The organism is Streptomyces sp. BK239, from assembly GCF_004217285.1.
Lineage (GTDB): Bacteria > Actinomycetota > Actinomycetes > Streptomycetales > Streptomycetaceae > Streptomyces.
This window is the reverse complement of sequence record NZ_SHKS01000002.1, coordinates 281,797-304,510: the sequence shown is the minus strand read 5'-3', so window position 1 is coordinate 304,510 and position 22,714 is coordinate 281,797. Positions and strand designations below refer to the sequence as shown.

The following is a 22,714-nucleotide window of genomic DNA, read 5'->3' as shown; positions in this document are numbered from 1 at the left end:
CACCGCACACCGACAACCGGTGCCGTCTCAGGAACGGCCCGGCAGGACCCTCAAGGGGCGCGGGGAACTGCGCGACCAGCCACAACGGCGCCGCAGCAAACCACCGACACGGCCACAACCGCACCGCCCCGGCCGACCCACGGTCACCTCACGTCACTGCACAGCCGGCGCAGCCACCCGCTCCGTGAGAACCCGAGGCCCCGCATCCGTGACAGCCACCGTGTGTTCCGCATGCGCCGCCCGCGACCCGTCGTTCGTCTTGAGGGTCCAGCCGTCGGGCGCCTCGTGGTACCCGTCGGTCCCGCCCCCGATGAGCATGGGCTCGATCGCCAGGACCATGCCCCGCCGCAGACGCAGCCCCCGCCCGGGCCGGCCCTCGTTGGGGACGGGCGGATCCTCGTGCATACGGCGGCCGATCCCGTGGCCGCCGAAGCCGGCCGGGACCCCGTACCCGGCCACCCGGCACACGCTGCCGATCGCGTGCGCGATGTCGCCGATGCGGTTGCCGACGACGGCCGCCTCGATGCCGGCGGCGAGGGCGCGCTCGGCGGTCTCGATCAGCCGCAGATCGGCCGGCCGCGCCGTGCCCACCGTGAAGCTGAGCGCCGAGTCGCCGGCCCATCCGTTCAGCTCGGCGCCGAAGTCGATCGAGACCAGGTCGCCGTCGCGCAGCCGGTAGGCGGTGGGGATGCCGTGCACGATCGCGTCGTTCACGGACACGCAGAGCACCGCCGGGAAGGGCGTCGGGGCGAAGGAGGGCCGGTAGCCGAGGAAGGGCGAGGTCGCGCCCGCCTCGCGCAGCACGCCGTGCGCCAGCTCGTCCAGCTCCAGCAGGGAGACGCCGACCGCCGCGGCCTCCCGTACGGCCGTCAGAGCACGGGCGACGACCTGGCCGGTCTCGTACATGGCATCGATGGATGCGTCCGTCTTCAGTTCCACCATGCCAATTACTATACCGGTATTAGAATGGTGTCATGGTGCGCACCCCGTTGACCCCCGAAGAGCGCGAGCGCGGCGAGCGCCTCGGCAGACTGCTCCGTGAAGCCCGTGGCGACCGGAGCATGGCCGAGGTCGCCGCGAACGCCGGCGTCTCCGCCGAGACCCTCCGCAAGATCGAGACCGGCCGGGCCCCGACCCCGGCCTTCTTCACGATCTCCGCCCTCGCCCGGGCCCTCGGCCTGTCGATGGACGAGCTGGCCGACCGCTGCGCACTCGCGGGCGCCGGGCCGCTGGGGTGAGCGATCGGGCGTCCGCGGTCGCGTCAGTGATGTGATTCTGGCCGTCGAGGGTGTGCCATTCGGTCAAGATCGGGCAATAAGCCCGCCGCGTCCGTCTCGAAAGGTCACCGTAGCCCCGCTGTAACACAACTGGTGTTCTCTACGGATCGGAGTTCTCCGGTCGGGCGGGAGTCGAGCGATGGCTTGGGATCAGCTCCCGTCGCAGATGCGGGAGTTCGCGCAGTACCTGGACGGTCTGCTGACGCGCCTCGACCAGGGCTCCGGCTGGTGCGCCGTCTTCTGGCAGCGCGACCCGCACGGTATGCGGGCCTGCCTCGCAGGCGCCGAGGTTCCGCCCTGGGACGTCGTCGAGGCCCTGCTCCAGGACCTCGCCGCGGAGTACGGCACCGACGTGGCCGCCCGGGACGCGGAACAGGCGCGGCCGCTGCACGCCGCCGCCGTCGCCGCCCACGACGCCCGCCCCGGCGGCCGGGACGCCCTCGGCGACCGGCTCGACGCCATGCTCCGCGAGCAGCGCCACACCGCCGAGCGGCAGGCCGAGATCAGCCGCCGACTGGCCTCCGCCGGCACCGAGGAGGAGGTCGACGGCCTCCGTCTCGACCTGGCCTGGGCCCAGGACGACCACGAACGAGCCACCGCCCGCTGCGCCGAACTCAGCCACCGCCTCGCCGAACTGGACCGCCGCACGGCTGCCCCGCAGGACCCGGGGTCGTCCCGCCTGATCCGCCCGCGTGCGAGCGGGAGACCCGCGAGCGCCTCCGCACGGCCGACGGAGCCCGCCGGGTACGACCACACCGCCGGGTACCACCACACCGCCCCCGCGGAGACCGGCGGCACCGGCCGGCAGGGCCACGCGCCCGAAGCGGGCCACGGCGCCTGGCCCGGCCCCGCCGGGACGGTCCGGGCCGCAGAGACGCCGACGGCCGACGCCCACTCCGCCCCCGCCCCCGACGAGGCCGCCGACCCCGCCCCCATGCAGCGCAGACGTCGGCGGGGCAGTGCTCGGTTCGCCGGGATGACCGAGGGAGAGGACACCGCTCCCGTCGTGGTGCCGCCCACGGCCGAGCCGCTGATCCCCGCGCCCACGCCCGTACCCGAGACCGGCCCGGGAACCGGGATCCCCTCGCCCCGCACCCCGCGGGGCGCCCGCTTCGCCGGTGCCGCAGCCGAGGCGCACGCGGTGCAGGAGCCCCTCCAGCCCCCTCGGACCGAGCCGTCGGCGAGGCCCACCACAGGCGACGCGCGACCGGAGGGGCAGGCGCCGGACCGCACGGGGCCGCAGAACACCGAGCACGCCGAAGTCGTGGAGCGGCTCGTGCGGCTGCGCGGCGAGGGCCGCAGCGGTGAGGCGCACGCGCTCCTCGTGGAGCTGGCGTACGGCCCCGCGGCCCGCATTCCGCTGCTCGCGGCCGGCTTCCAGCGTGCCGGGCTGAACGCCGACTGGGCGACCCTGCTGTGGGAGGCGGCCTCGCTGCCCGCCGAACGGCTGGTGGCCGTGGCGGACGCCCTGACCGAGGCGGGGCGCGCGGCCGACGGGGAGCAGGTCCTGCGGCAGGGCGTCGTACGGCCGGCCGAGGAGGTCGGCAAGGCGGTCAGCGTGCTGACGGCGCAGTCGCGCCGCCGCGAGGCGCAGGCGCTGCTCGACGCGTTCGTCCGGGTCCGCACCCCCGAGGACGTCGCCCGCGGCGCGGAACCGGAGCCGCACCTCCTCGTCCCGCTGCTGATGGAGGCCGCCCGGGCCGTCTCGAAGGACCGCCGCCGCGACCTCAAGAACGCCCTCAAGGCGGCCGGCTTCACCCCGTGAGCCGAGCGAAAGCCGAGAGAAGCCGGGCCACGCGGGCGCCGAACCGGACCGGGCCCCGGCCCCGCCCGCCCCCGCGCTCGCGACAGCGCCCCGTCCGACAGCGCCCCGCCTGCCGGCCTGTACGCCGTACGCCCCGCCGCTCGCCCACAGGGGTGAAACGCGATCGACACCGCGGGTTGACGGCGATGGTCTTGGCAAGCCTGTCCCGGAGGCTTACGTTCGTCCCTCTACGGCCATCGTCTACGGGTGTAGAGGCTCTGACGTTCCCGTCGAAGGAGCAGCTCATGGCCAACGTCGTACGTGCCGCTCTGGTCCAGGCCACCTGGACCGGCGACACCGAGTCCATGGTGGCGAAACACGAGGAGCACGCCCGCGAGGCGGCCCGGCGGGGCGCGAAGATCATCGGGTTCCAGGAGGTCTTCAACGCCCCCTACTTCTGCCAGGTCCAGGAACCGGAGCACTACCGCTGGGCCGAGCCGGTCCCCGACGGCCCGACCGTGAGCCGTATGCGGGAGCTGGCCCGCGAGACGGGCATGGTGATCGTCGTCCCGGTCTTCGAGATCGAGCAGTCCGGGTTCTACTACAACACGGCGGCCGTGATCGACGCCGACGGCTCCTACCTCGGCAAGTACCGCAAGCACCACATCCCGCAGGTCAAGGGCTTCTGGGAGAAGTACTACTTCAAACCCGGCAACGCCGGCTGGCCCGTCTTCGACACCGCCGTCGGCAGGGTCGGCGTCTACATCTGCTACGACCGCCACTTCCCGGAGGGCTGGCGGCAGCTCGGCCTGAACGGCGCCCAGCTGGTCTACAACCCGTCGGCCACCCACCGCGGCCTGTCCTCCCACCTCTGGCAGCTGGAGCAGCCCGCCGCGGCCGTCGCCAACGAGTACTTCGTCGCCGCGATCAACCGGGTCGGCGTGGAGGAGTACGGCGACAACGACTTCTACGGGACGTCCTACTTCGTCGACCCGCGCGGCCAGTTCGTCGGCGAGGTCGGCAGCGACCGGGACGAGGAACTCCTCGTCCGGGACCTCGACTTCGACCTCGTCGAGCAGGTGCGGCAGACGTGGGCCTTCTACCGCGACCGCCGCCCCGACGCCTACGAAGGGCTGGTGCGGCCATGAGCGGCGAACTGTACGACCGCCACCGCAGGGTCATGCCGGACTGGCTCGCCCTGTACTACGACGACCCGCTGGAGATCACGCACGGCGAGGGCCGTCACGTCTGGGACGCCGAGGGGAGGCGGTACCTCGACTTCTTCGGCGGCATCCTCACGACGATGACCGCGCACGCCCTGCCCGAGGTGACCAAGGCGGTGAGCGAGCAGGCGGGACGGATCATCCACTCCTCCACGCTCTACCTCAACCGCCCCATGGTCGAACTGGCCGAGCGGGTAGCCCGGTTGAGCGGCATCCCGGACGCCCGCGTCTTCTTCACCACCTCCGGCACCGAGGCCAACGACACCGCCCTGCTGCTGGCGACGACGTACCGGCGCAGCAACACCGTCCTGGCGATGCGCAACAGCTACCACGGCCGCTCCTTCAGCGCGGTCGGCATCACCGGCAACCGCGGCTGGTCCCCGACCTCCCTGTCCCCGCTCCAGACGCTGTACGTCCACGGCGGTGTGCGCACCCGCGGCCCGTACGCCGACCTGGGCGACGCCGACTTCATCGCGGCCTGCGTCGAGGATTTGCGGGACCTGCTCGGGCACACCCGCGCGCCCGCGGCGCTGATCGCCGAGCCGATCCAGGGAGTCGGCGGCTTCACCTCGCCTCCGGACGGGCTCTACGCGGCGTTCCGCGAAGTGCTGGACGCCCACGGGATCCTGTGGATCGCCGACGAGGTGCAGACGGGCTGGGGCCGCACCGGCGAGCACTTCTGGGGCTGGCAGGCGCACGGCAGCAACGGCCCGCCGGACATCGTGACCTTCGCCAAGGGCATCGGCAACGGCATGTCGATCGGCGGCGTCGTCGCCCGCGCCGAGATCATGAACTGCCTGGACGCCAACAGCATCTCCACCTTCGGCGGCACCCAGGTCACCATGGCGGCCGGCCTCGCCAACCTCTCCTACCTGCTGGAGCACGACCTCCAGGGCAACGCCCGGCGGGTCGGCGGGCTGCTCATCGAACGGCTGCGGGCGGTCACCGCCCAGGACCCCGGAGTACGGGAGGTGCGCGGGCGCGGGCTGATGATCGGCGTCGAGCTGACCAGGCCCGGCACCGACCGGGCCGACCCGGACCGGGCGGCGGCCGTGCTGGCGGCGGCCCGCGCGGGCGGCCTGCTCGTCGGCAAGGGCGGCGGACACGACACCAGCGCCCTGCGCGTCGCCCCGCCGCTGTCCCTGGCCGTCACCGAGGCCGAGGAGGGCGCCGCGATCCTCGACGACGCGCTCCGGAGCACCCGGTGACGGCGACGTGAGTGAGCGGACGAGCAAGGGAACACCGTCATGACCACCGTCTTCGACTACCGGGGGCCCATGGAGCCCTTCGAGCCGCCGAAGTCCCCCGAGCCCCTGCGGCCGGCGCTCACGGTCCGTCAGGTGTTGTCGCTGGAGCGGGTGTCGGCAGGTGAGCCCGAGGTGGTGGCCGGCTCCGCCCAGCTCGACCGCCCCGTGCGCTGGGTGCACGTCGCCGAGGCGGCCGACGTCGGAGTGATGCTCAGCGGCGGCGAGATGGTGCTCACCACCGGCGTGCTGCTCGCCGGCGACGAGGACGCCCAGGCCGACTACGTCCGCTCCCTGCACCGCGCCGAGGCCGCCGCCGTCGTCCTCGGCCTCGGACGGGCCTTCCCGGCCACCCCGGACGCGATGCGCCGCGCCGCCGAACGGTGCGGGCTGCCGATGATCGTCCTGCACCGGCCCTTCCCCTTCGCCGAACTCACCGAAGAGGTCCAGTCCCGGCTCGTGCGGAGCAAGTTCGCCGCCGTGAGCCTGTCCGAGGCGGTGCGCACCGCCCTCACCGGCCTCATCACCGCCGGCGCCCCGCTGCAGAGCCTCCTCGACGAGATCGCCCACCACACCGGCTGCCCCGTCGTCGTCACCAACCTCGCCCACCGAGTCCTCGCCACCGCCGGAGAGCGGGCCGCGGTCGACGACGTGCTGCGCGACTGGGAGCGCATCGCCCGCCAGGCCGGAGGCACCGAGGGCGACGGCTGGATCCGCGCCGAACTCGGCGGGCGCGGCGAACGCTGGGGGCAGATCATGCTGTGCGGCTACCGCGGCGACACCGCCGGCGGACGGCTGCTCGCCGACCGGGCCGCCGAGGCCCTCGTCCTGCACCGCATGCTCGGCGGCGCCACCGCCCACACCTGGGAGGAGCAGTCCGCGCAGGGCCTCCTCACCGACCTGGTCTCCGGCGTCGTACCCGCCCGCCAACTGCTGCCCCGCGCCCGCGCGGCCGGACTGCCGGTCAACCGGCGCACCTTCGTCCCGCTCGTCGTCCGCGACGCGGGCGCGGGCCGGCTCGAAAGGCTGTTGCGCCTGCTCGGTCTGTCCGGCCTGGTCGCCGAGCTCGCCGACGACGCCACCGCCGTCCTGCTCAGCCTCGCCCGCGACCAGGACGCCGAGGCGCTCGCCGCCCACTTCGCCGCCCGGCTGCGCACCGAGACGGGGGAGCCCCGCACCGTCGTCGCCGCGGCCGCCCCGCGGACCGCCTGGGACGACGTGCCCGCGGGCCTGCGCGAGGCCCGGCACGTCGCGGACGCCGTCGCCGGCTCCTCGGCCGCCCTCGACCTCCCGGCCGTCGTCCGGCTGAGGGACGTCCATCTGCGGGGCCTCATACGCCTGTTGCGCGACGACCCGCATGTGCAGTCCTTCGCCGAACGCGAGCTGGACGGGCTGCTGTGCGCGGCCGGCGAGGACCTGCTCGCCGTCCTGCGCACCTACCTGGCCACCGGCCGCAACAAGTCCCGCACCGCCCAGCTCCACCATGTCTCCCGGCCCGCGCTGTACCGCCGGCTGGAGGCGATACAGAGCCGGCTCGGTGTGGACCTCGACGACTTCGAACAGGCGGCGTCCGTGCACATCGCGCTCCTCGCGCATGACGCGCAACAAGCCTGAAACCCCTGACGACCTGGGAAAACGGTTGTGAAACATGGACCGAGGAACACGTGACACGGTGGCACGCCGCACACCCGCAGACGTGACACGGTGCAACTCAAAGCCCGGATGCGCGCTTCCTACGCTCCTGGGGCGGACGTCGGAGCCGGCGTCCGCCCCAGCACACCGAGCGACCGGAGGTCCCGATGAGCCGAGTGATCCGTGCCGCCGTCTTCCAGACCGCGTGGACCGGCGACAAGGAATCGATGATCCAGGTGCACGAGCAGGCGGTGCGCGACGCGGCCGCCCAGGGCGCGAAGGTTTTGTGCTTCCAGGAACTGTTCTACGGACCGTACTTCTGCCAGGTCCAGGACCCCGCGTTCTACGAGTACGCCGAACGCGTCCCGGACGGCCCGATCGTGCGCCGCTTCCAGGAGCTCGCCCGCGAACACGGCATCGTCCTGGTGCTGCCGATGTACGAGGAGGAGCAGCCCGGCGTCCTCTACAACACGGCGGCCGTGATCGACGCCGACGGCTCCTACCTCGGCAAGTACCGCAAGCACCACATCCCGCAGGTCAAGGGCTTCTGGGAGAAGTTCTACTTCAAGCCCGGCAACGCCGGCTGGCCCGTCTTCGACACCGCCGTCGGCAGGATCGGCGTCTACATCTGCTACGACCGCCACTTCCCGGAGGGCTGGCGCGCCCTGGGCCTGGCGGGCGCAGAGATCGTCTTCAACCCGTCGGCGACCTCACGGGGCCTGTCCGCCTACCTCTGGCAGTTGGAGCAGCCGGCGGCGGCCGTCGCCAACGAGTACTTCGTCGGCGCGATCAACCGGGTCGGCGTGGAGGAGCTCGGCGACAACGACTTCTACGGCACCTCCTACTTCGTCGACCCCGAGGCCCAGTTCGTGGGCGAGGTGGCGAGCGACAAGGAACCCGAACTCGTCGTCCGCGACCTGGACATGGCCAAGCTGCGCGAGGTGCGCGACCGCTGGCAGTTCTACCGCGACCGCCGCCCCGACGCGTACGAGCCGCTGACGGCTCCGTGACGAAGGCGGTGACCCGCGCTTCGTGAAAGGCACAGCCCTTCAGGGGCGCGGGGCCCCGCCTGACATGCGGCTTCCGCCGCGTGAGCGCCACCGGTCCACGACGACCCGCACACGACCACAACCCAGCGGAGTCAACCCATGAGCAGCCGTACCGTCATCCGGAACGGTCTCGTCGTCACCGCGTCCGACGAGATCCACGCCGACGTCCTGATCGAGGACGGCCGGATCGCCGCCCTCGCCGCCTCCGGCACCCCGGCCGCCGAGGCCTGGACCGCCGAGCGGAGCATCGACGCCACCGGGAAGTACGTCATCCCGGGCGGGGTCGACGTCCACACCCACATGGAGCTGCCGTTCGGCGGCACCTTCGCCTCCGACACCTTCGAGACCGGCACCCGGGCCGCCGCCTGGGGCGGCACGACCACCATCGTCGACTTCGCCGTGCAGAGCGTCGGCCACACCCTGCGCGAGGGCCTGGACGCCTGGCACGCCAAGGCCGAGGGCAACTGCGCGATCGACTACGGCTTCCACATGATCGTCTCCGACGTGAACGAGGAGACACTCAAGGAGATGGACCTGCTGGTGGAGGAGGGCGTCACCTCCTTCAAGCAGTTCATGGCGTACCCCGGCGTCTTCTACAGCGACGACGGGCAGATCCTGCGCGCCATGCAGCGTTCCGCCGACAACGGCGGCCTGATCATGATGCACGCCGAGAACGGCATCGCGATCGACGTCCTGGTGGAGCAGGCGCTCGCCCGCGGCGAGACCGACCCCCGCTACCACGGCGAGGTCCGCAAAGCCCTGCTGGAGGCCGAGGCCACCCACCGGGCCATCAGGCTCGCCCAGGTCGCGGGCGCGCCCCTGTACGTCGTGCACGTCTCGGCGATGGAGGCGGTCGCCGAACTGGCGCGGGCGCGCGACGAGGGCCTGAACGTCTTCGGCGAGACCTGCCCGCAGTACCTGTTCCTGTCCACGGACAACCTCGCCGAACCCGGCTTCGAGGGCGCCAAGTACGTCTGCTCCACCCCGCTGCGCCCCCGGGAGCACCAGGCCAAGCTGTGGCAGGGCCTGCGCACCAACGACCTCCAGGTGGTCTCCACCGACCACTGCCCCTTCTGCTTCGTGGGCCAGAAGGAGCTGGGCCGGGGCGACTTCTCCAAGATCCCCAACGGCCTGCCGGGCGTGGAGAACCGGATGGACCTGCTCCACCAGGCCGTCGTCGACGGGCGCATCTCCCGCCGCCGCTGGATCGAGATCGCCTGCGCCACGCCGGCCCGCATGTTCGGCATGTACCCGAAGAAGGGCACCATCGCCCCGGGCGCGGACGCCGACATCGTCGTCTACGACCCGCACGCCGAGCAGACCGTCTCCGCCGAGACCCACCACATGAACGTCGACTACTCGGCGTACGAGGGCAGGCGGATCACCGGCCGCGTCGAGACGGTCCTATCCCGGGGCGAACCCGTCATCACCGAGCGGGAGTTCACCGGACGCGCCGGTCACGGCGTCTACACCCCGCGCTCGACCTGTCAGTACCTCAACTAGGGAGCGGCGCCATGGACTTCGGACTCGTCCTGCAGACGGATCCGCCGGCCTCGAAGGTCATCGACCTGATGCGGCGGGCCGAGAACAACGGCTTCACCCACGGCTGGACCTTCGACTCCGCCGTGCTCTGGCAGGAGCCGTTCGTGATCTACAGTCAGATCCTCGCAAACACCAGCAGGTTGACGGTCGGCCCGATGGTCACCAACCCGGGCACCCGCACCTGGGAGGTCACCGCCTCCACCTTCGCCACCCTCAACGACATGTTCGGCAACCGCACGGTGTGCGGCATCGGCCGGGGTGACTCCGCGATGCGCGTCGCCGGACGCACCCCCAACACCCTCGCCCGGATCAGCTCCGCGATGAAGGTCATCAGGGCTCTCGGCTCGGGCCAGGAGGCCGACCTCGGGGGGACCGTCGTCAGGTTCCCCTGGATCGGGGAAGGCGCCGAACTCCCCGTCTGGATGGCCGCCTACGGCCCCAAGGCGCTGAAGATGACCGGCGAGGAGGCCGACGGCTTCATCCTCCAGCTCGCCGACCTCTACCTCACCGAGTACATGGTGAAAGCCGTCAAGGACGCCGCCGTCGCCGCCGGCCGCGACCCGTCCGAGGTGACGATCTGCGTCGCCGCCCCGGCCTACGTCACCGACGACGACTCGCCCGAGGCCCTCGCCCACGCCCGCGACCAGTGCCGCTGGTTCGGCGGCATGGTCGGCAACCACGTCGCCGACCTGGTGTCCAAGTACGGCGAGCACTCCGCCCAGGTCCCGGAGGAACTCACCGACTACATCAAGGCCCGCCAGGGGTACGACTACTCCCACCACGGCCGCAGCGGCAACCCCGACACCGAGTTCGTCCCCGACGAGATCGTCGACCGGTTCTGCCTGATCGGCACCGCCGAGCGGCACATCGAGAAGCTCCGGGCACTGCGCGAGCTGGGCGTGGACCAGTTCGCCCTCTACGACATGCACGACGCGCAGGAGAAGGTCATCGACGCCTACGGCGCCACGGTCATCCCCGCGATCAACGCCTGACCCGCAGCCCGAGTCGGGCTTGGCGGCCCCGGAGTCGGGCTCCCCGATCCCGAGGCCGGGCTTCCCGACCCCCCACCCCAGTTCTCCCCTCCCCGCCGCGCAAGGCGGGGAGGGGGCCGAAAGACCCGCACGGCCTTTCCGGATCCACCTCTCGTTTGATTGGCCTGCCCATGACCGACACCGCTCCCACGGCCATACCCCCGACCGCCCAAGTCACCCTCGCCGACGGCCGGGTGGAGATCGCCCCCGGTTCGCCGCAGCCCAGCGGCCCCTACGCCAACGAGGACCTGCTGCCGGTCCCCGTCGACAAGCGCACCTGGACCACGTACAACTTCTCCGCGCTCTGGGTGGGCATGGCCCACAACACGGCGTCGTGGACGCTCGCCTCCGGTCTGATCGCCGTCGGCATGGACTGGAAGCAGGCGGTGTTCACCATCGCGCTGGCCAACGTGATCGTGCTGGTCCCGATGCTGCTCACCGGGCACGCGGGACCCAAGTACGGCATCCCCTTCCCGGTCTTCGCCCGCGCCTCCTTCGGCATCCGCGGCGCCAACCTCCCCGCCGTCGTGCGGGCGTTGGTGGCGTGCGGCTGGTTCGGCATCCAGACCTGGATCGGCGGCGAGGCGATCTACTTCCTCGCCGGCAAACTCATCGGGAACGGCTGGACGGACGCCGGGAAGGTCGGCGGCTACGCCTGGACGATGTGGCTGTCGTTCGCGATCTTCTGGGCGATCCAGGTCGCGGTCATCTACCGGGGCATGGAGACGATCCGCCGCTTCGAGAACTGGGCCGCGCCCTTCGTCCTCGTCGGCGCGCTCGTGATGCTGGTCTGGATGAGCGACAAGGCCGGCGGCTTCGGCCCGCTGCTCGACCAGCCCTCCAAGCTCGGCTGGGGCGGCGACTTCTGGAAGCTGTTCTGGCCGTCGCTCATGGGCATGATCGGCTTCTGGTCCACGCTGTCGCTGAACATCCCCGACTTCACCCGCTACGGCAAGTCCCAGAAGGCGCAGACCTGGGGACAGGCGCTGGGTCTGCCCACCACCATGACGTTGTTCGCGCTGCTGTCGGTGATGGTCACCTCCGGCTCGCAGGCGGTCTACGGCGAGACGATCTGGGACCCGGTCCAGCTCGCCGCCAAGACGGACAACGCCGTCGGCCTGCTCTTCGCGCTGGTCACGGTGCTGGTGGCGACCCTGTCGGTCAACATCGCCGCGAACCTCGTCTCACCGGCGTTCGACTTCTCCAACATCGCACCCCGGAAGATCAGTTTCCGGACCGGCGCCCTCGCCACCTGCGTCCTCGGCGTGCTGATCTTCCCGTGGAAGCTGTACTCCGACCCGCAGGGCTACATCTTCACCTGGCTCGGCCTGGTCGGCGGACTGCTCGGCACGGTCGCCGGCATCCTCATCGCCGACTACTGGATCCTGCGCCGCGGCCGGCTCGACCTGAGCGACCTGTACCGCGCGGGCGGACGGTACTGGTACGACGGCGGCTGGAACTGGCGGGCGGTCGTCGCCTTCGTCGTCGGCGGTGTCCTCGCCGTCGGCGGCGCCAGCTTCGAACCGCTGATCGACGGCCGGCCCGTCCCCGCACTGGAGCCGCTCGCCGACTACGGCTGGGCGGTGGGCCTGGGCACCTCGATGGTGCTGTACGTCGCCCTGATGCTGCTGCGCGGACGCCGCGAGGAAGCCACCGTCTGACCGGTGCGGACAGCGAACGAGCGGGCCGGCCCGAGGAGTTCAGCTCTTCGGGCCGGCCCGCAACGCGGCCACCGCTTCCTTCGCCGCCTTGATCGCACCCTTGTTGATCTCGTCCGTGCCGGGCGCCTTCTGTGTCTCGAAGTCGCTGCCGTTGTACGTCACGACCACCAGCGCGTTGGCCACCCGCGCGAACACCGTGCCCTCACGGGTCTGCTGCTTGTCCTCGGTGGCCAGGTTGACCACCGAATACCCCTCGTCGCCGAGCCCCGGCACCGCCCCGCCGCCGCTCTTGTCCCCGACCCGCTCCTTGTACGAGGACCGCGCCGCCTCGTCCGAGTCCATCAGCTCGAACGAGACGTCGAGCCAGCGGTAGTCGTAGCCCTTGAGGGCGTTCCAGGAGCAGGTGCGGCGCAGCGTGGTGTCGGTGGAGGGGATCTCCTTGCCCGCCGCCTTCGCCCCCGGCACCAGCGAGGCGACGGTCTTCGCGGCCACCCCCGCACAGGGCGCGGGCGCGGAGGCGTACGTCTTCGACACCGCCGTGGAGGACGGCGCGCTCTGCGACGGCGAGGGGGGCTTCTGCGTCGTGGCGGCGTCGGTGCTCTGCGCCGAGGTGAGCGGACCGGAGGTCAACGCCCAGCCCGCGCAGGCGAGCACGGCCACGGGGGAGATGCGCGCGGTGAGCGCGAGCGGCAAGGGCAGAGAACGCACGGCGCTCTTTCGTCAGGACGAGGCGGACGCGGCCCGCGATACGGACGGGTACGCCAGTGTCACATGACTCCCCGCCCGGCGAAAGAGCGAACGCTCAGCGCACGGCCACAGTGACCCAACCCTCACACCGGCCCCGCTCCGATTCCCCCGGGACCGTACGATCGCGTGACGGACCGCCGTGCAGTGAGGAGCCTCCTTGTTCACCACCCGCCCCACCCTCCAGGGCACCTTCGGCATGGTCTCGTCCACGCACTGGCTGGCCTCGCAGTCGGCCATGGCCGTTCTGGAGGACGGGGGCAACGCCTACGACGCCGCCGTGGCCGGGGCGTTCGTGCTGCATGTCGTCGAGCCGCACCTCAACGGGCCCGCCGGCGAAGTGCCGGTCCTGCTGGCGCCGGCCGGCGGTGAGGTGCGGGTGCTGTGCGGGCAGGGCGTCGCGCCCGCCGGGGCGACGGCCGCGCACTACAAGGCGCTCGGCCTCGACCTCGTCCCCGGCACCGGACCGCTCGCCGCCGCCGTCCCCGGCGCGTTCGACGCCTGGATGCTCCTGCTGCGCGACCACGGCACCAAGTCCCTCGCCGACGTGCTGAAGTACGCCGTCGGGTACGCCGAGGACGGCCACCCGCCCGTGGAGAACCTCGGCGCGACCGTCGAGACGGTACGCGAGCTGTTCGAGACGGAATGGACCTCCTCCGCCGAGGTGTACCTCCCCGGCGGACAAGCGCCCCGACCCGGCCGGCTGTTCCGCAACCCCGCCCTGGCGGCCACCTGGCGGCGGCTGCTCGCCGAGACCGAGGGCGCCGGCGACCGGGAGGCCCGGATCGAGGCCGCGCGGCAGGTGTGGCGCACCGGGTTCGTGGCCGACGCGATGGTCCGCCAGGCGCGCCGCCCCACCCTGGACACCAGCGGCGCCCACCACACCGGCGTCCTCACCGCCGACGACCTCGCCGCCTGGTCCGCGACGTACGAGGCGCCGGCGACGTACGACTGGAACGGCTGGACCGTGTGCAAGGCCGGCCCCTGGAGCCAGGGACCCGCCCTCCTCCAGCAACTCGCCCTGCTCCCGCCCGAACTGCCCCCCTACGGCTCCGCCGACTACGTCCACCTGCTCGTCGAGGGCTGCAAACTGGCCATGGCCGACCGCGAGGCCTGGTACGGCGACGCGGCCGACGTCCCGCTCGCCGAGCTGCTCTCGGACTCCTACAACGCCGGGCGGCGCGCCCTCGTCGCCGACAAGGCGTCGTACGAGCTGCGGCCCGGCGCACCCGGCGGGCGCGTCCCCCGACTGAGCGAGCACGCGCGCGTGGTCCTGTCCGACGAGCCCGGCTTCAGCCCGATGGGCGTGGGCGAGCCGACCGTCGCCAAGACGCCGACCTCGCCCGTGCCGGGCGAACCCGAGGTCGACGCCAAGGGGCTGACCCGCGGCGACACCTGCCACCTCGACGTCGTCGACCGCTGGGGCAACATGGTCGCCGCCACCCCCAGCGGGGGCTGGCTCCAGTCCAACCCGGTCGTGCCCGAACTGGGCTTCCCGCTGGGCACCCGGCTGCAGATGACATGGCTGACCGAGGGCCTGCCGAACACCCTCACACCGGGCCGCCGTCCCCGCACCACCCTCACCCCCACCATCGCCCTGCGCGACGGCGTCCCGGCGCTGGCCTTCGGCACGCCCGGCGGCGACCAGCAGGACCAGTGGCAGCTGCACTTCCTCCTCGCCGTCGCCCTCCGCGCGCGCGTGCGCGGAGGCCTCGACCTCCAGGGCGCGATCGACGCCCCGAACTGGCACAACGACTCCTTCCCGGGCTCGTTCTACCCGCGCGGCATGCGCCCCGGCAGCCTCACCGTCGAGTCCCGCATGCCCGCGGAGGTCGTCGAGGAGCTGCGCCGGCGCGGCCACGACGTGGCCGTCGGCGCCGCATGGTCGGAGGGCCGCCTCTGCGCGGTCGCCCGCGACCCGCGGACGGGGATCCTGTCGGCGGCGGCGAACCCGCGCGGCATGCAGGGCTACGCCGTGGGCCGTTGAAGTGGGCCGTTGAAGTCAGCCTTCGAAGGGGCTGTCGAAGGGTGCCGGGGCGAACCCCTTCTTCATCCGGATTCCACCCGGTGTGCACCGCCCCGGCGGGGATTGTCAGTGGGGCGTGCTCTCATGGAGGCATGATCGAAGACATGGAAACCATCGACGAGTTTCTCGCCCGCCGTTCGGCCGACGTGGAGGAAGCCGTCCGCAAGGCCGCCGCGGCCGAGATCATGCCCCGCTTCCGGCAGCTCGCCGCGCACGAGATCGACCAGAAGAACGGCCCGCACGACCTCGTCACCGACGCCGACCGCAACGCCGAGCTGTACCTCACCGACGCCCTCGGCGGCCTGCTGCCCGGCTCGGTCGTCGTCGGCGAGGAGGCGGTCCACGCCAACCCGGCGACGTACGAGGCGATACGCGGCGACGCCTTCGTCTGGATCGTCGACCCGGTCGACGGCACACGGCAGTTCGTCCACGGCGACGACGGCTTCTGCACCCTGGTCGCCCTCGCCCGCCACGGCGTCGTGCTCGCCTCCTGGACGTACGCGCCCGCCCTCGACCGGCTCGCCACCGCCGTACGCGGCGGCGGGGCCTTCCTCGACGGGCAGCGGCTCTTCGCCGGCCCGCCCACGCCCGGCCGTGACCTGGAGGTGGCCACCTCCCACCCCGACTACACCACCGACGAGCAGAAGCGCTCCCTGCTCGGGCTGTGGACGGACGGCGTCGCCCCGCGCCCCTGCGGCTCGGCCGGCCTGGAGTACCTCGCCATCGCCCGGGGCGAGCTGGACGCCACCGCCTTCTCCTGGGAGGCGGCCTGGGACCACGCGGCGGGACTGCTGCTGGTCGAGGAGGCCGGCGGCGCCCATCTCACGCTCGGTGGCGAGCCGTTCCGCATCACCGGCGGCAACAGCCTGCCGTTCACGGCGGCCCGCGACGCGGCGACCGCGCGACGCGTGCGGGAGCTGCTCACCGGGGGCGGCGCTGAGTCGCCGGGCGGCCTTCCCGCGTAACAAGAGGCCGGAAGCCGCCGGTGCCGGGGCGCCGCAGGACACCGCCGCGTCGGCCGTGTCAGGCCCCCGGCATATCCTGAACGCGGAGGCCACCGGCTGACGAAGGGGTCCGAAGTGCCGATGCTTGACGTGGTCGTGGTGGGGGCGGGACCGAACGGTCTGACCGCCGCCGTGGAGCTGGCGAGGCGCGGCTTCTCCGTGGCCCTCTTCGAAGCCAGGGACACGGTGGGCGGCGGCGCCCGCACCGAGGAGCTCACCCTCCCCGGATTCCGTCACGACCCCTGCTCCGCCGCGCACCCCCTCGCCGTCAACTCGCCCGCCTTCCGCGCCCTGCCCCTGGAGCGCTACGGCCTGCGCTGGCTGCACTCCGAACTGGCCATGGCGCATCCCTTCCCCGACGGCAGCGCCGCCGTGCTGTCCCGCTCGGTCTCCGAGACCGCGGCCTCCTTCGGGCCGCGCGACGCGGGCGCGTACCGCAGGCTGGTCGAACCGTTCCTGCCCCGATGGGACACCCTCGTCCGGGACTTCATGTCCCTGCCGCTGACCGCCCTGCCCCGCGACCCGGTGACCCTGGCCCGCTTCGGACTGGCCGGCCTGCCCCCCTCCACCTGGCTCACCCGGCGCTTCCGGGACGAGCCCGCCAAGACCCTCTTCGCCGGTCTGGTCGCCCACGTCATGGCCCCGCTCGGCGGTTTCGCCACCAGCGCGGTCGGCCTGGTCTTCGCCCTCGCCGCGCACGCCCGCGGCTGGCCGGTGGCCCGCGGCGGCTCCCAGGCCCTCTCCGACGCCCTCGCCGGCTACCTCACCGACCTGGGCGGCGCCATCCACACCGACTACGAGGTCAAGCGCCTCGACGACCTGCCCCCGGCCCGCGCCTACGTCTTCGACACCTCGCCCACCGCCCTCGCCCGCATCGCCGGCCTCGGCCGCTTCTACGAGCGCTACAAGTACGGCCCCGGCGTCTTCAAGATCGACTACGCGCTGGACGGTCCGGTCCCCTGGACCGCCCCGGAGGCCAGGGCCGCCACCACGGTCCAGATCGGCGCGGACAGCGCGGAGATCGGCGCCGCCCTGCGCGCCGCCTCCCGGGAGGGCCGCCCGCCCACGCGCCCCTTCATGATCACCGTGCAGCCCGGCGTCGTCGACCCCACCCGCGCCCCGGCCGGCAAGCAGGTCTTCTGGGCGTACGCCCATGTGCCCAACGGCTGGACCGGCGACCTCACCGAGGTGATGGAACGCCAACTGGAGCGCTTCGCACCGGACTTCCGCGACCGCGTCCTGGCCAGGGCCGTCGCGGGCCCCGCCGAGATCGCCGCCCGCAACGCCAACTACGTCGGCGGCGACATCGGTTCGGGCGCGGCCTCGGGACTGCAGCTCCTGCTGCGCCCCCGGCTGTCCCTGTCCCCGTACTCCACCCCGCACCCGGCCGTCTTCATCTGCTCCTCGGCCACCCCGCCCGGGCCGGGCGTCCACGGCATGTCCGGGCACAACGCGGCGAAGGCGGTCTGGCGCAGGCTGCGGCAGGAGCCGTGATCCGCCGGCCCGGCCGAAGGCCCCGCGCCGCCGCTCCCGGGCCACCCGCTGAGGAAAAGGAAGCGTGAGCCATGACCGCCATCACCTTCGTGCAGGGCGACATCACCCGGCAGTCCGTTGACGCCGTGGTCAACGCGGCCAACTCCTCGCTGCTCGGCGGTGGGGGAGTGGACGGCGCCATCCACCGGCGCGGCGGCCCCGCCATCCTCGAGGCGTGCCGCGCCCTGCGCGCGTCCCACTACGGAAAGGGACTGGCCACCGGCCGCGCCGTGGCCACCACCGCCGGCGCGCTCGACGCACGCTGGGTGATCCACACCGTCGGCCCGGTGTACAGCCCCACCGAGGACCGCTCGGAGCTGCTGGCCTCCTGCTACCGGGAGTCGCTGCGGGTCGCCGACGAACTCGGCGCCCGCACGGTCGCGTTCCCCGCCGTTTCCGCCGGCGTCTACGGCTGGCCGGTGGACGACGCCGCGCGGATCGCCGTGGACACGGTGCGAGCCACGGACACGGCGGTCGAGGAAGCGAGGTTCGTCCTCTTCGACGAGCGGGCGTACGCCGCGTTCACCGCACGGCTCGACTGAGCGAGGCCGGTCACCCCCTGGGCGGGACCGCGTACTCACACCCGCCCGCCCCCCGCTGTGCGTCGGGCTTAACCCCTGGCCGCCGGTCCGGGAGACACCTGCGTAATGCGCGGTTCGTACGGTCGCCGAAGGCTCGCAGAGGCTCTCACCAGGCCGACCGTCAGACAGAAGGGGGCGCCCGTGGCCGTGCCGGACCCGCGGACCGACAGCGCGACGAAGGTGCGCACGGTCTGCTCGTACTGCGGCGTCGGCTGCGGCATGGTCCTCGACGTCGGCCGCGGACCGGACGGACGCCGCACGGTCCTGAAGGCGACGGGCGACAAGGAGCACCCCGCCAACCGCGGCCGGCTCTGCACCAAGGGCGCGACCACCGCCGACATGCTCGCCGCGCCGGGCCGGCTCACCACCGCCCTGGTCCGCGCCGACCGCGGGGAGGAACCTGAGCCCGCGCCCGTGGACGCGGCCGTCGCCGAGACGGCCCGGCGGTTGCGGGCGATCGTCGACGAGCACGGCCCCGACGCGGTCGCCCTCTACGTCTCCGGGCAGATGAGCCTCGAAGCGCAGTATCTGGCGAACAAGCTGGTCAAGGGCTATCTGGGCAGCAACCAGATCGAGTCGAACTCCCGGCTGTGCATGGCGAGCGCCGGCACCGGCTACAAGCTCTCGCTCGGCGCCGACGGGCCGCCCGGCTCGTACGAGGACCTCGACAAGGCGGACGTCTTCCTCGTCATCGGCTCCAACATGGCCGACTGCCACCCGATCCTCTTCCTGCGGCTGACGGACCGGGTGAAGGCGGGCGCCAAGCTGATCGTCGTCGACCCGCGCCGCACCGCGACCGCCGAGAAGGCGGACCTGTTCCTCCAGGTCAACCCGGGTACGGACCTCGCCCTGCTCAACGGCCTGCTGCACCTGCTGCACGAGAACGGCCACACCGACCCCGAATTCGTCGCCGCCCACACCGAGGGCTGGGAGGCGATGCCGGAGTTCCTCGCCGACTACCCGCCCGCCGCCGTCGCCCGCATCACCGGTGTCCCGGAGGAAGCCCTGCGTGAGGCGGCCCGGCTGATCGGCGAGGCGGGGGAGTGGACCAGCTGCTGGACGATGGGCCTCAACCAGTCCACCCACGGCACCTGGAACACCAACGCCCTGGTCAACCTGCATCTAGCCACCGGCAAGATCTGCCGCCCGGGCAGCGGCCCCTTCTCCCTCACCGGCCAGCCCAACGCGATGGGCGGGCGGGAGATGGGCTACATGGGCCCCGGACTCCCCGGCCAGCGGTCCGTGCTCGTCGACGCCGACCGCGCCTTCGTCGAGGAACGGTGGGGGCTGCCGCCGGGCACGATCCGCGCCGACGGCGTCGGCAAGGGCACGGTGGAGATGTTCCGGAAGATGGCCGACGGCGAGATCAAGGCCTGCTGGATCATCTGCACCAACCCGGTCGCCTCCGTCGCCCACCGCAAGACGGTCATCGAGGGCCTGGAGGCCGCCGAGTTCGTCGTCACCCAGGACGTCTTCGCCGACACCGAGACCAACGCCTACGCCGACGTGGTCCTGCCGGGCGCGCTGTGGACCGAGACCGAGGGCGTCCTCGTCAACAGCGAGCGCAACCTCACCCTCGCCCGCCCCGCCGCCGACCCGCCCGGCGAGGCCCGCGCCGACTGGCGTCTCATCGCCGAGGTCGCGAGGGCGATGGGGTACGAGGACGGCTTCCGCCATGACAGCGCGGAGGAGGTCTTCGAGGAGATCAAGAGTTTCCACAACCCGCAGACCGGCTACGACCTGCGCGGAGTCTCCTACGACCGGCTGCGCGCCGCCCCGGTGCAGTGGCCCGCCGCCGACCCCGACGGCCCCGACCGCAACCCGATCCGCTACGTCGACGCCGACGGCTCCCTCACCTTCGCCACCCCGAGCGGCCGTGCCGTCTTCCACGCCCGTCCGCACGTCCCGCCGGCCGAGATGCCGGACGAGGACTACCCGTTCGTGCTGAACACCGGCCGCCTCCAGCACCAGTGGCACACCCTGACCAAGACCGCCAAGGTGGCCAAGCTCAACAAGCTCGACCCCGGCCCGTTCGTCGAGGTGCACCCGCAGGACGCGGCCGGGCTCGGCGTCGCCGACGGCGACTCCGTCGAGGTCGCCTCACGGCGCGGGCGCGCCGTGCTGCCCGCCGTGGTCACCGACCGGGTGCTGCCCGGCTCCTGCTTCGCGCCGTTCCACTGGAACGACCTGTTCGGCGAGTACCTCAGCGTCAACGCCGTGACCAGCGACGCCGTCGACCCGCTGTCCTTCCAGCCCGAGCTGAAGGTGTGCGCGGTGGCGCTGACGAAGGTGTCGACGCCGGTGAGCGTGCAGACACCGGGGGGTGCCCTCGGGGCGAGCGGCGTGGGGCCCCCGGCGAACGGAAAGGCGCCGGCGGGACCGCAGCCTCCCGACGCGGGCGGCGCGCTCGCCGTGCCGGCCGCCGTGCAGCCCTCGGCGGCCGCCGTCTTCGGCCTGGAGCCGAGTCCGCCCCCGGTCCTCACGGCACGCGAACGGCAGTACCTCGTGGGCTTCCTGGCCGGCATCCCGGCCGGCGCCCCCGGAGTCCCCGTCCTGCCCCCGGACGCCCCCTTCAGCCCCGAGCACGCCCTGTGGGTCAACGGCACCCTCGCCGGGCTGTACTCCCGCAGCAGCCCCGAGCCCCGGCCGGCTCCCGGCCGCAGCGTCGTGATCCTGTGGGCCTCCCAGACCGGCAACGCCGAGGACTTCGCCGCCGCCACCGCCCGGCGGCTCACCGACGGCGGCCACGCGGCCTCCCTGGTCGCCATGGACGAGGCCGACCCCGCCGCGCTCCCCGGCGACGCCGACCTGCTGCTGATCACCAGCACGTTCGGCGACGGCGACGCCCCCGACAACGGGGCCGGGTTCTGGGACGGCCTGGCCGCGCCCGACGCGGGACGCCTGGAGGGGCGGCGCTACGCCGTCCTCGCCTTCGGCGACTCCTCCTACGACGACTTCTGCGGGCACGGCCGACGCCTCGACGACCGGCTGGGCGAACTGGGCGCCGTCCGGCTCGCCCCCCGCACCGACTGCGAACCCGACTACGAGAGCGAGGCGGAGGCCTGGCTCGACCATGTGCTCACCGCGCTGAAGGAGAACGCGGAACCGGCGCCCGCACCGGCACCGCCGACGCCTTCACACCACCCGTCGGGCATCCGTGCCGCCGCCGCGCCCGCCCCCACCGTGGCCCCGCCCGCGGCGGCCGCCCCGGCACGCTCCAAGCGCCCCGCCCCCGTCACCGCCCGCCTCGTCGGGAACCGGCTGCTGAGCCTGCCGGGCTCCGGCAAGGAGGTGCGCCGCTTCACCTTCGACACCCGCGACAACGACACCCCGCTCGGCTACGAGGCCGGCGACGCCCTCGGCGTGCACCCCCTCAACTCCCCGGACCTGGTGGCGGAGTGGCTGGCCGTGACCGGTCTCGACGCCGACGCCGCCGTCGAGGTGAGCGGGGCCGGCGAGGTCCCCCTCGGTGAAGCGCTGCTGCGCCATCTCGACATCACCCGCATCACTCCCGCCCTGCTGCGCTTCACCGCCGAGCGCACCCGGGATCCGCGCGAGCTGCGCAAGCTGCTGCGCCCGGACAACAAGGGGGAGTTGGCGAAGTGGTCCTGGGGCCGGCAGGCGGTCGACGTGGCCGCGGAGTTCGGCGTCCGGGCCGGGCCGCAGGAGTGGGCGGGGACGCTGGGACGCCTCCAGCCGCGCCTGTACTCCATCTCCTCCAGCCCGGCGGCCGACCCGCACCTGGTCTCCCTCACGGTCTCCGTGGTGCGCTACGAGAACCTGGCCGGCCGCCCCCGCCAGGGCGTCTGCTCGCCGTTCCTCGCCGACGCCGAGCCTGGCGCGCGAGTGCCGGTGCACGTGCAGCGCGCCCCGTCCTTCCGTCCGCCCGCCGACCCGGCCACGCCCATGGTGATGGTGGGGCCCGGCACCGGTGTCGCGCCCTTCGTGGGCTTCCTGGAAGAGCGCCGGGCCCGCGGCCACCACGCCCCCAACTGGCTGTTCTTCGGCGAGCAGCACCGGGCGACGGACTTCTACTACGAGGAGGAGCTGACCGCCCTGCACGCCGACGGCGTCCTCAGCCGTCTGGACACCGCCTTCTCCCGTGACCAGCGCGCCAAGGTCTATGTGCAGGACCGGATGCGCGAGCACGGCTCGCAGCTGTGGTCCTGGCTGCGGGACGGCGCCCACTTCTACGTCTGCGGCGACGCCTCCCGCATGGCCAAGGACGTCGACCGGGCCCTGCACGACATCGCCGTGGTGCACGGCGGTCTGGCCGAGGACGAGGCGGCGGCGTACGTCAAGCGGCTCGCGTCCGACAAACGGTATGTGCGGGACGTCTACTGAGGAAGCGTGCACCGGGGGCGGGAGGGGCAAGACGGACCTGCCGTGGCGGGTGTCAAGAGATGTTGCGCCGAACTAAGTT

At 72.8% G+C, this 22,714-nt stretch carries 16 protein-coding genes; 14 read left to right on the top strand and 2 right to left on the bottom strand.

What is annotated here, in order from left to right:
* Positions 1-153: 153 nt before the first annotated feature.
* Complete coding sequence (gene map, locus EV567_RS07230; protein ID WP_130437821.1) at positions 154-942, bottom strand: type I methionyl aminopeptidase; 789 nt, start codon at positions 940-942, stop codon at positions 154-156.
* Between the two features lie 32 nt (positions 943-974).
* On the opposite strand from map, the gene EV567_RS07225 reads away from it, so the two are divergent.
* From EV567_RS07225 to EV567_RS07185, 9 genes are all read left to right on the top strand, one after another.
* A complete protein-coding gene (locus tag EV567_RS07225) occupies positions 975-1,238 on the top strand; it encodes a helix-turn-helix domain-containing protein (protein ID WP_130437820.1) in 264 nt (87 codons plus the stop codon).
* A gap of 178 nt (positions 1,239-1,416) precedes the next feature.
* A complete protein-coding gene (locus EV567_RS07220) occupies positions 1,417-3,042 on the top strand; it encodes a hypothetical protein (protein WP_130437819.1) in 1,626 nt (541 codons plus the stop codon).
* A 284-nt stretch (positions 3,043-3,326) separates the two neighbouring features.
* A complete protein-coding gene (locus EV567_RS07215) occupies positions 3,327-4,169 on the top strand; it encodes a nitrilase-related carbon-nitrogen hydrolase (RefSeq protein WP_130437818.1) in 843 nt (280 codons plus the stop codon).
* Complete coding sequence (locus EV567_RS07210; protein WP_130437817.1) at positions 4,166-5,452, top strand: aspartate aminotransferase family protein; 1,287 nt, start codon at positions 4,166-4,168, stop codon at positions 5,450-5,452. Before EV567_RS07215 ends, EV567_RS07210 begins: the two co-directional genes overlap by 4 nt.
* 69 nt (positions 5,453-5,521) lie before the next feature.
* Positions 5,522-7,102, top strand: coding sequence for a PucR family transcriptional regulator (locus tag EV567_RS07205; RefSeq protein ID WP_130438301.1), 1,581 nt, complete (start codon positions 5,522-5,524; stop codon positions 7,100-7,102).
* A 185-nt stretch (positions 7,103-7,287) separates the two neighbouring features.
* Positions 7,288-8,130 (top strand): nitrilase-related carbon-nitrogen hydrolase, encoded by an 843-nt coding sequence (locus EV567_RS07200; protein WP_130437816.1) that lies wholly within the window; start codon positions 7,288-7,290, stop codon positions 8,128-8,130.
* Between the two features lie 138 nt (positions 8,131-8,268).
* The gene (gene hydA, locus EV567_RS07195) at positions 8,269-9,672 is read left to right on the top strand and encodes a dihydropyrimidinase (protein WP_130437815.1); all 1,404 of its coding nucleotides are present in this window, start codon (positions 8,269-8,271) and stop codon (positions 9,670-9,672) included.
* An 11-nt stretch (positions 9,673-9,683) separates the two neighbouring features.
* Positions 9,684-10,703 (top strand): TIGR03842 family LLM class F420-dependent oxidoreductase, encoded by a 1,020-nt coding sequence (locus EV567_RS07190; RefSeq protein ID WP_130437814.1) that lies wholly within the window; start codon positions 9,684-9,686, stop codon positions 10,701-10,703.
* A gap of 170 nt (positions 10,704-10,873) precedes the next feature.
* Entirely contained in the window at positions 10,874-12,403 is a 1,530-nt protein-coding gene (locus tag EV567_RS07185; protein WP_165430321.1) for an NCS1 family nucleobase:cation symporter-1, read from the top strand.
* Between the two features lie 39 nt (positions 12,404-12,442).
* Here EV567_RS07185 and EV567_RS07180 read toward each other — a convergent pair whose 3' ends face one another.
* A complete protein-coding gene (locus tag EV567_RS07180; RefSeq protein WP_130437812.1) occupies positions 12,443-13,111 on the bottom strand; it encodes a hypothetical protein in 669 nt (222 codons plus the stop codon).
* 196 nt (positions 13,112-13,307) lie between these two features.
* Here EV567_RS07180 and EV567_RS07175 point away from each other — a divergent pair, with 196 nt between their 5' ends.
* The 5 genes from EV567_RS07175 to EV567_RS07155 all read left to right on the top strand — a co-directional run bounded on the left by EV567_RS07175 (position 13,308) and on the right by EV567_RS07155 (position 22,635).
* A complete protein-coding gene (locus EV567_RS07175) occupies positions 13,308-15,134 on the top strand; it encodes a gamma-glutamyltransferase family protein (protein WP_130437811.1) in 1,827 nt (608 codons plus the stop codon).
* Positions 15,135-15,265: 131 nt separating this feature from the next.
* Positions 15,266-16,138: an inositol monophosphatase family protein gene (locus tag EV567_RS07170; protein WP_130437810.1), complete on the top strand. Its 873-nt coding sequence runs from the start codon at positions 15,266-15,268 to the stop codon at positions 16,136-16,138.
* Positions 16,139-16,258: 120 nt separating this feature from the next.
* The gene (locus tag EV567_RS07165; RefSeq protein ID WP_130438300.1) at positions 16,259-17,671 is read left to right on the top strand and encodes an NAD(P)/FAD-dependent oxidoreductase; all 1,413 of its coding nucleotides are present in this window, start codon (positions 16,259-16,261) and stop codon (positions 17,669-17,671) included.
* Positions 17,672-17,742: 71 nt separating this feature from the next.
* The gene (locus EV567_RS07160) at positions 17,743-18,252 is read left to right on the top strand and encodes an O-acetyl-ADP-ribose deacetylase (RefSeq protein WP_130437809.1); all 510 of its coding nucleotides are present in this window, start codon (positions 17,743-17,745) and stop codon (positions 18,250-18,252) included.
* A 258-nt stretch (positions 18,253-18,510) separates the two neighbouring features.
* Positions 18,511-22,635 (top strand): molybdopterin-dependent oxidoreductase, encoded by a 4,125-nt coding sequence (locus EV567_RS07155; protein ID WP_407071574.1) that lies wholly within the window; start codon positions 18,511-18,513, stop codon positions 22,633-22,635.
* Positions 22,636-22,714: the final 79 nt, after the last annotated feature.

Bases quoted from the DNA above. Each gene is read 5' to 3' on its own strand.
- EV567_RS07220 (WP_130437819.1), top strand. From the start codon at position 1,417: ATGGCTTGGGATCAGCTCCCGTCGCAGATGCGGGAGTTCGCGCAGTAC.
- EV567_RS07160 (WP_130437809.1), top strand. From the start codon at position 17,743: ATGACCGCCATCACCTTCGTGCAGGGCGACATCACCCGGCAGTCCGTT.
- EV567_RS07205 (WP_130438301.1), top strand. From the start codon at position 5,522: ATGGAGCCCTTCGAGCCGCCGAAGTCCCCCGAGCCCCTGCGGCCGGCG.
- hydA (WP_130437815.1), top strand. From the start codon at position 8,269: ATGAGCAGCCGTACCGTCATCCGGAACGGTCTCGTCGTCACCGCGTCC.
- EV567_RS07190 (WP_130437814.1), top strand. From the start codon at position 9,684: ATGGACTTCGGACTCGTCCTGCAGACGGATCCGCCGGCCTCGAAGGTC.
- EV567_RS07200 (WP_130437816.1), top strand. From the start codon at position 7,288: ATGAGCCGAGTGATCCGTGCCGCCGTCTTCCAGACCGCGTGGACCGGC.
- EV567_RS07165 (WP_130438300.1), top strand. From the start codon at position 16,259: ATGCTTGACGTGGTCGTGGTGGGGGCGGGACCGAACGGTCTGACCGCC.
- EV567_RS07210 (WP_130437817.1), top strand. From the start codon at position 4,166: ATGAGCGGCGAACTGTACGACCGCCACCGCAGGGTCATGCCGGACTGG.
- EV567_RS07185 (WP_165430321.1), top strand. From the start codon at position 10,874: ATGACCGACACCGCTCCCACGGCCATACCCCCGACCGCCCAAGTCACC.
- map (WP_130437821.1), bottom strand. From the start codon at position 942: ATGGTGGAACTGAAGACGGACGCATCCATCGATGCCATGTACGAGACC.
- EV567_RS07155 (WP_407071574.1), top strand. From the start codon at position 18,511: ATGGTCCTCGACGTCGGCCGCGGACCGGACGGACGCCGCACGGTCCTG.
- EV567_RS07170 (WP_130437810.1), top strand. From the start codon at position 15,266: ATGATCGAAGACATGGAAACCATCGACGAGTTTCTCGCCCGCCGTTCG.
- EV567_RS07225 (WP_130437820.1), top strand. From the start codon at position 975: ATGGTGCGCACCCCGTTGACCCCCGAAGAGCGCGAGCGCGGCGAGCGC.
- EV567_RS07215 (WP_130437818.1), top strand. From the start codon at position 3,327: ATGGCCAACGTCGTACGTGCCGCTCTGGTCCAGGCCACCTGGACCGGC.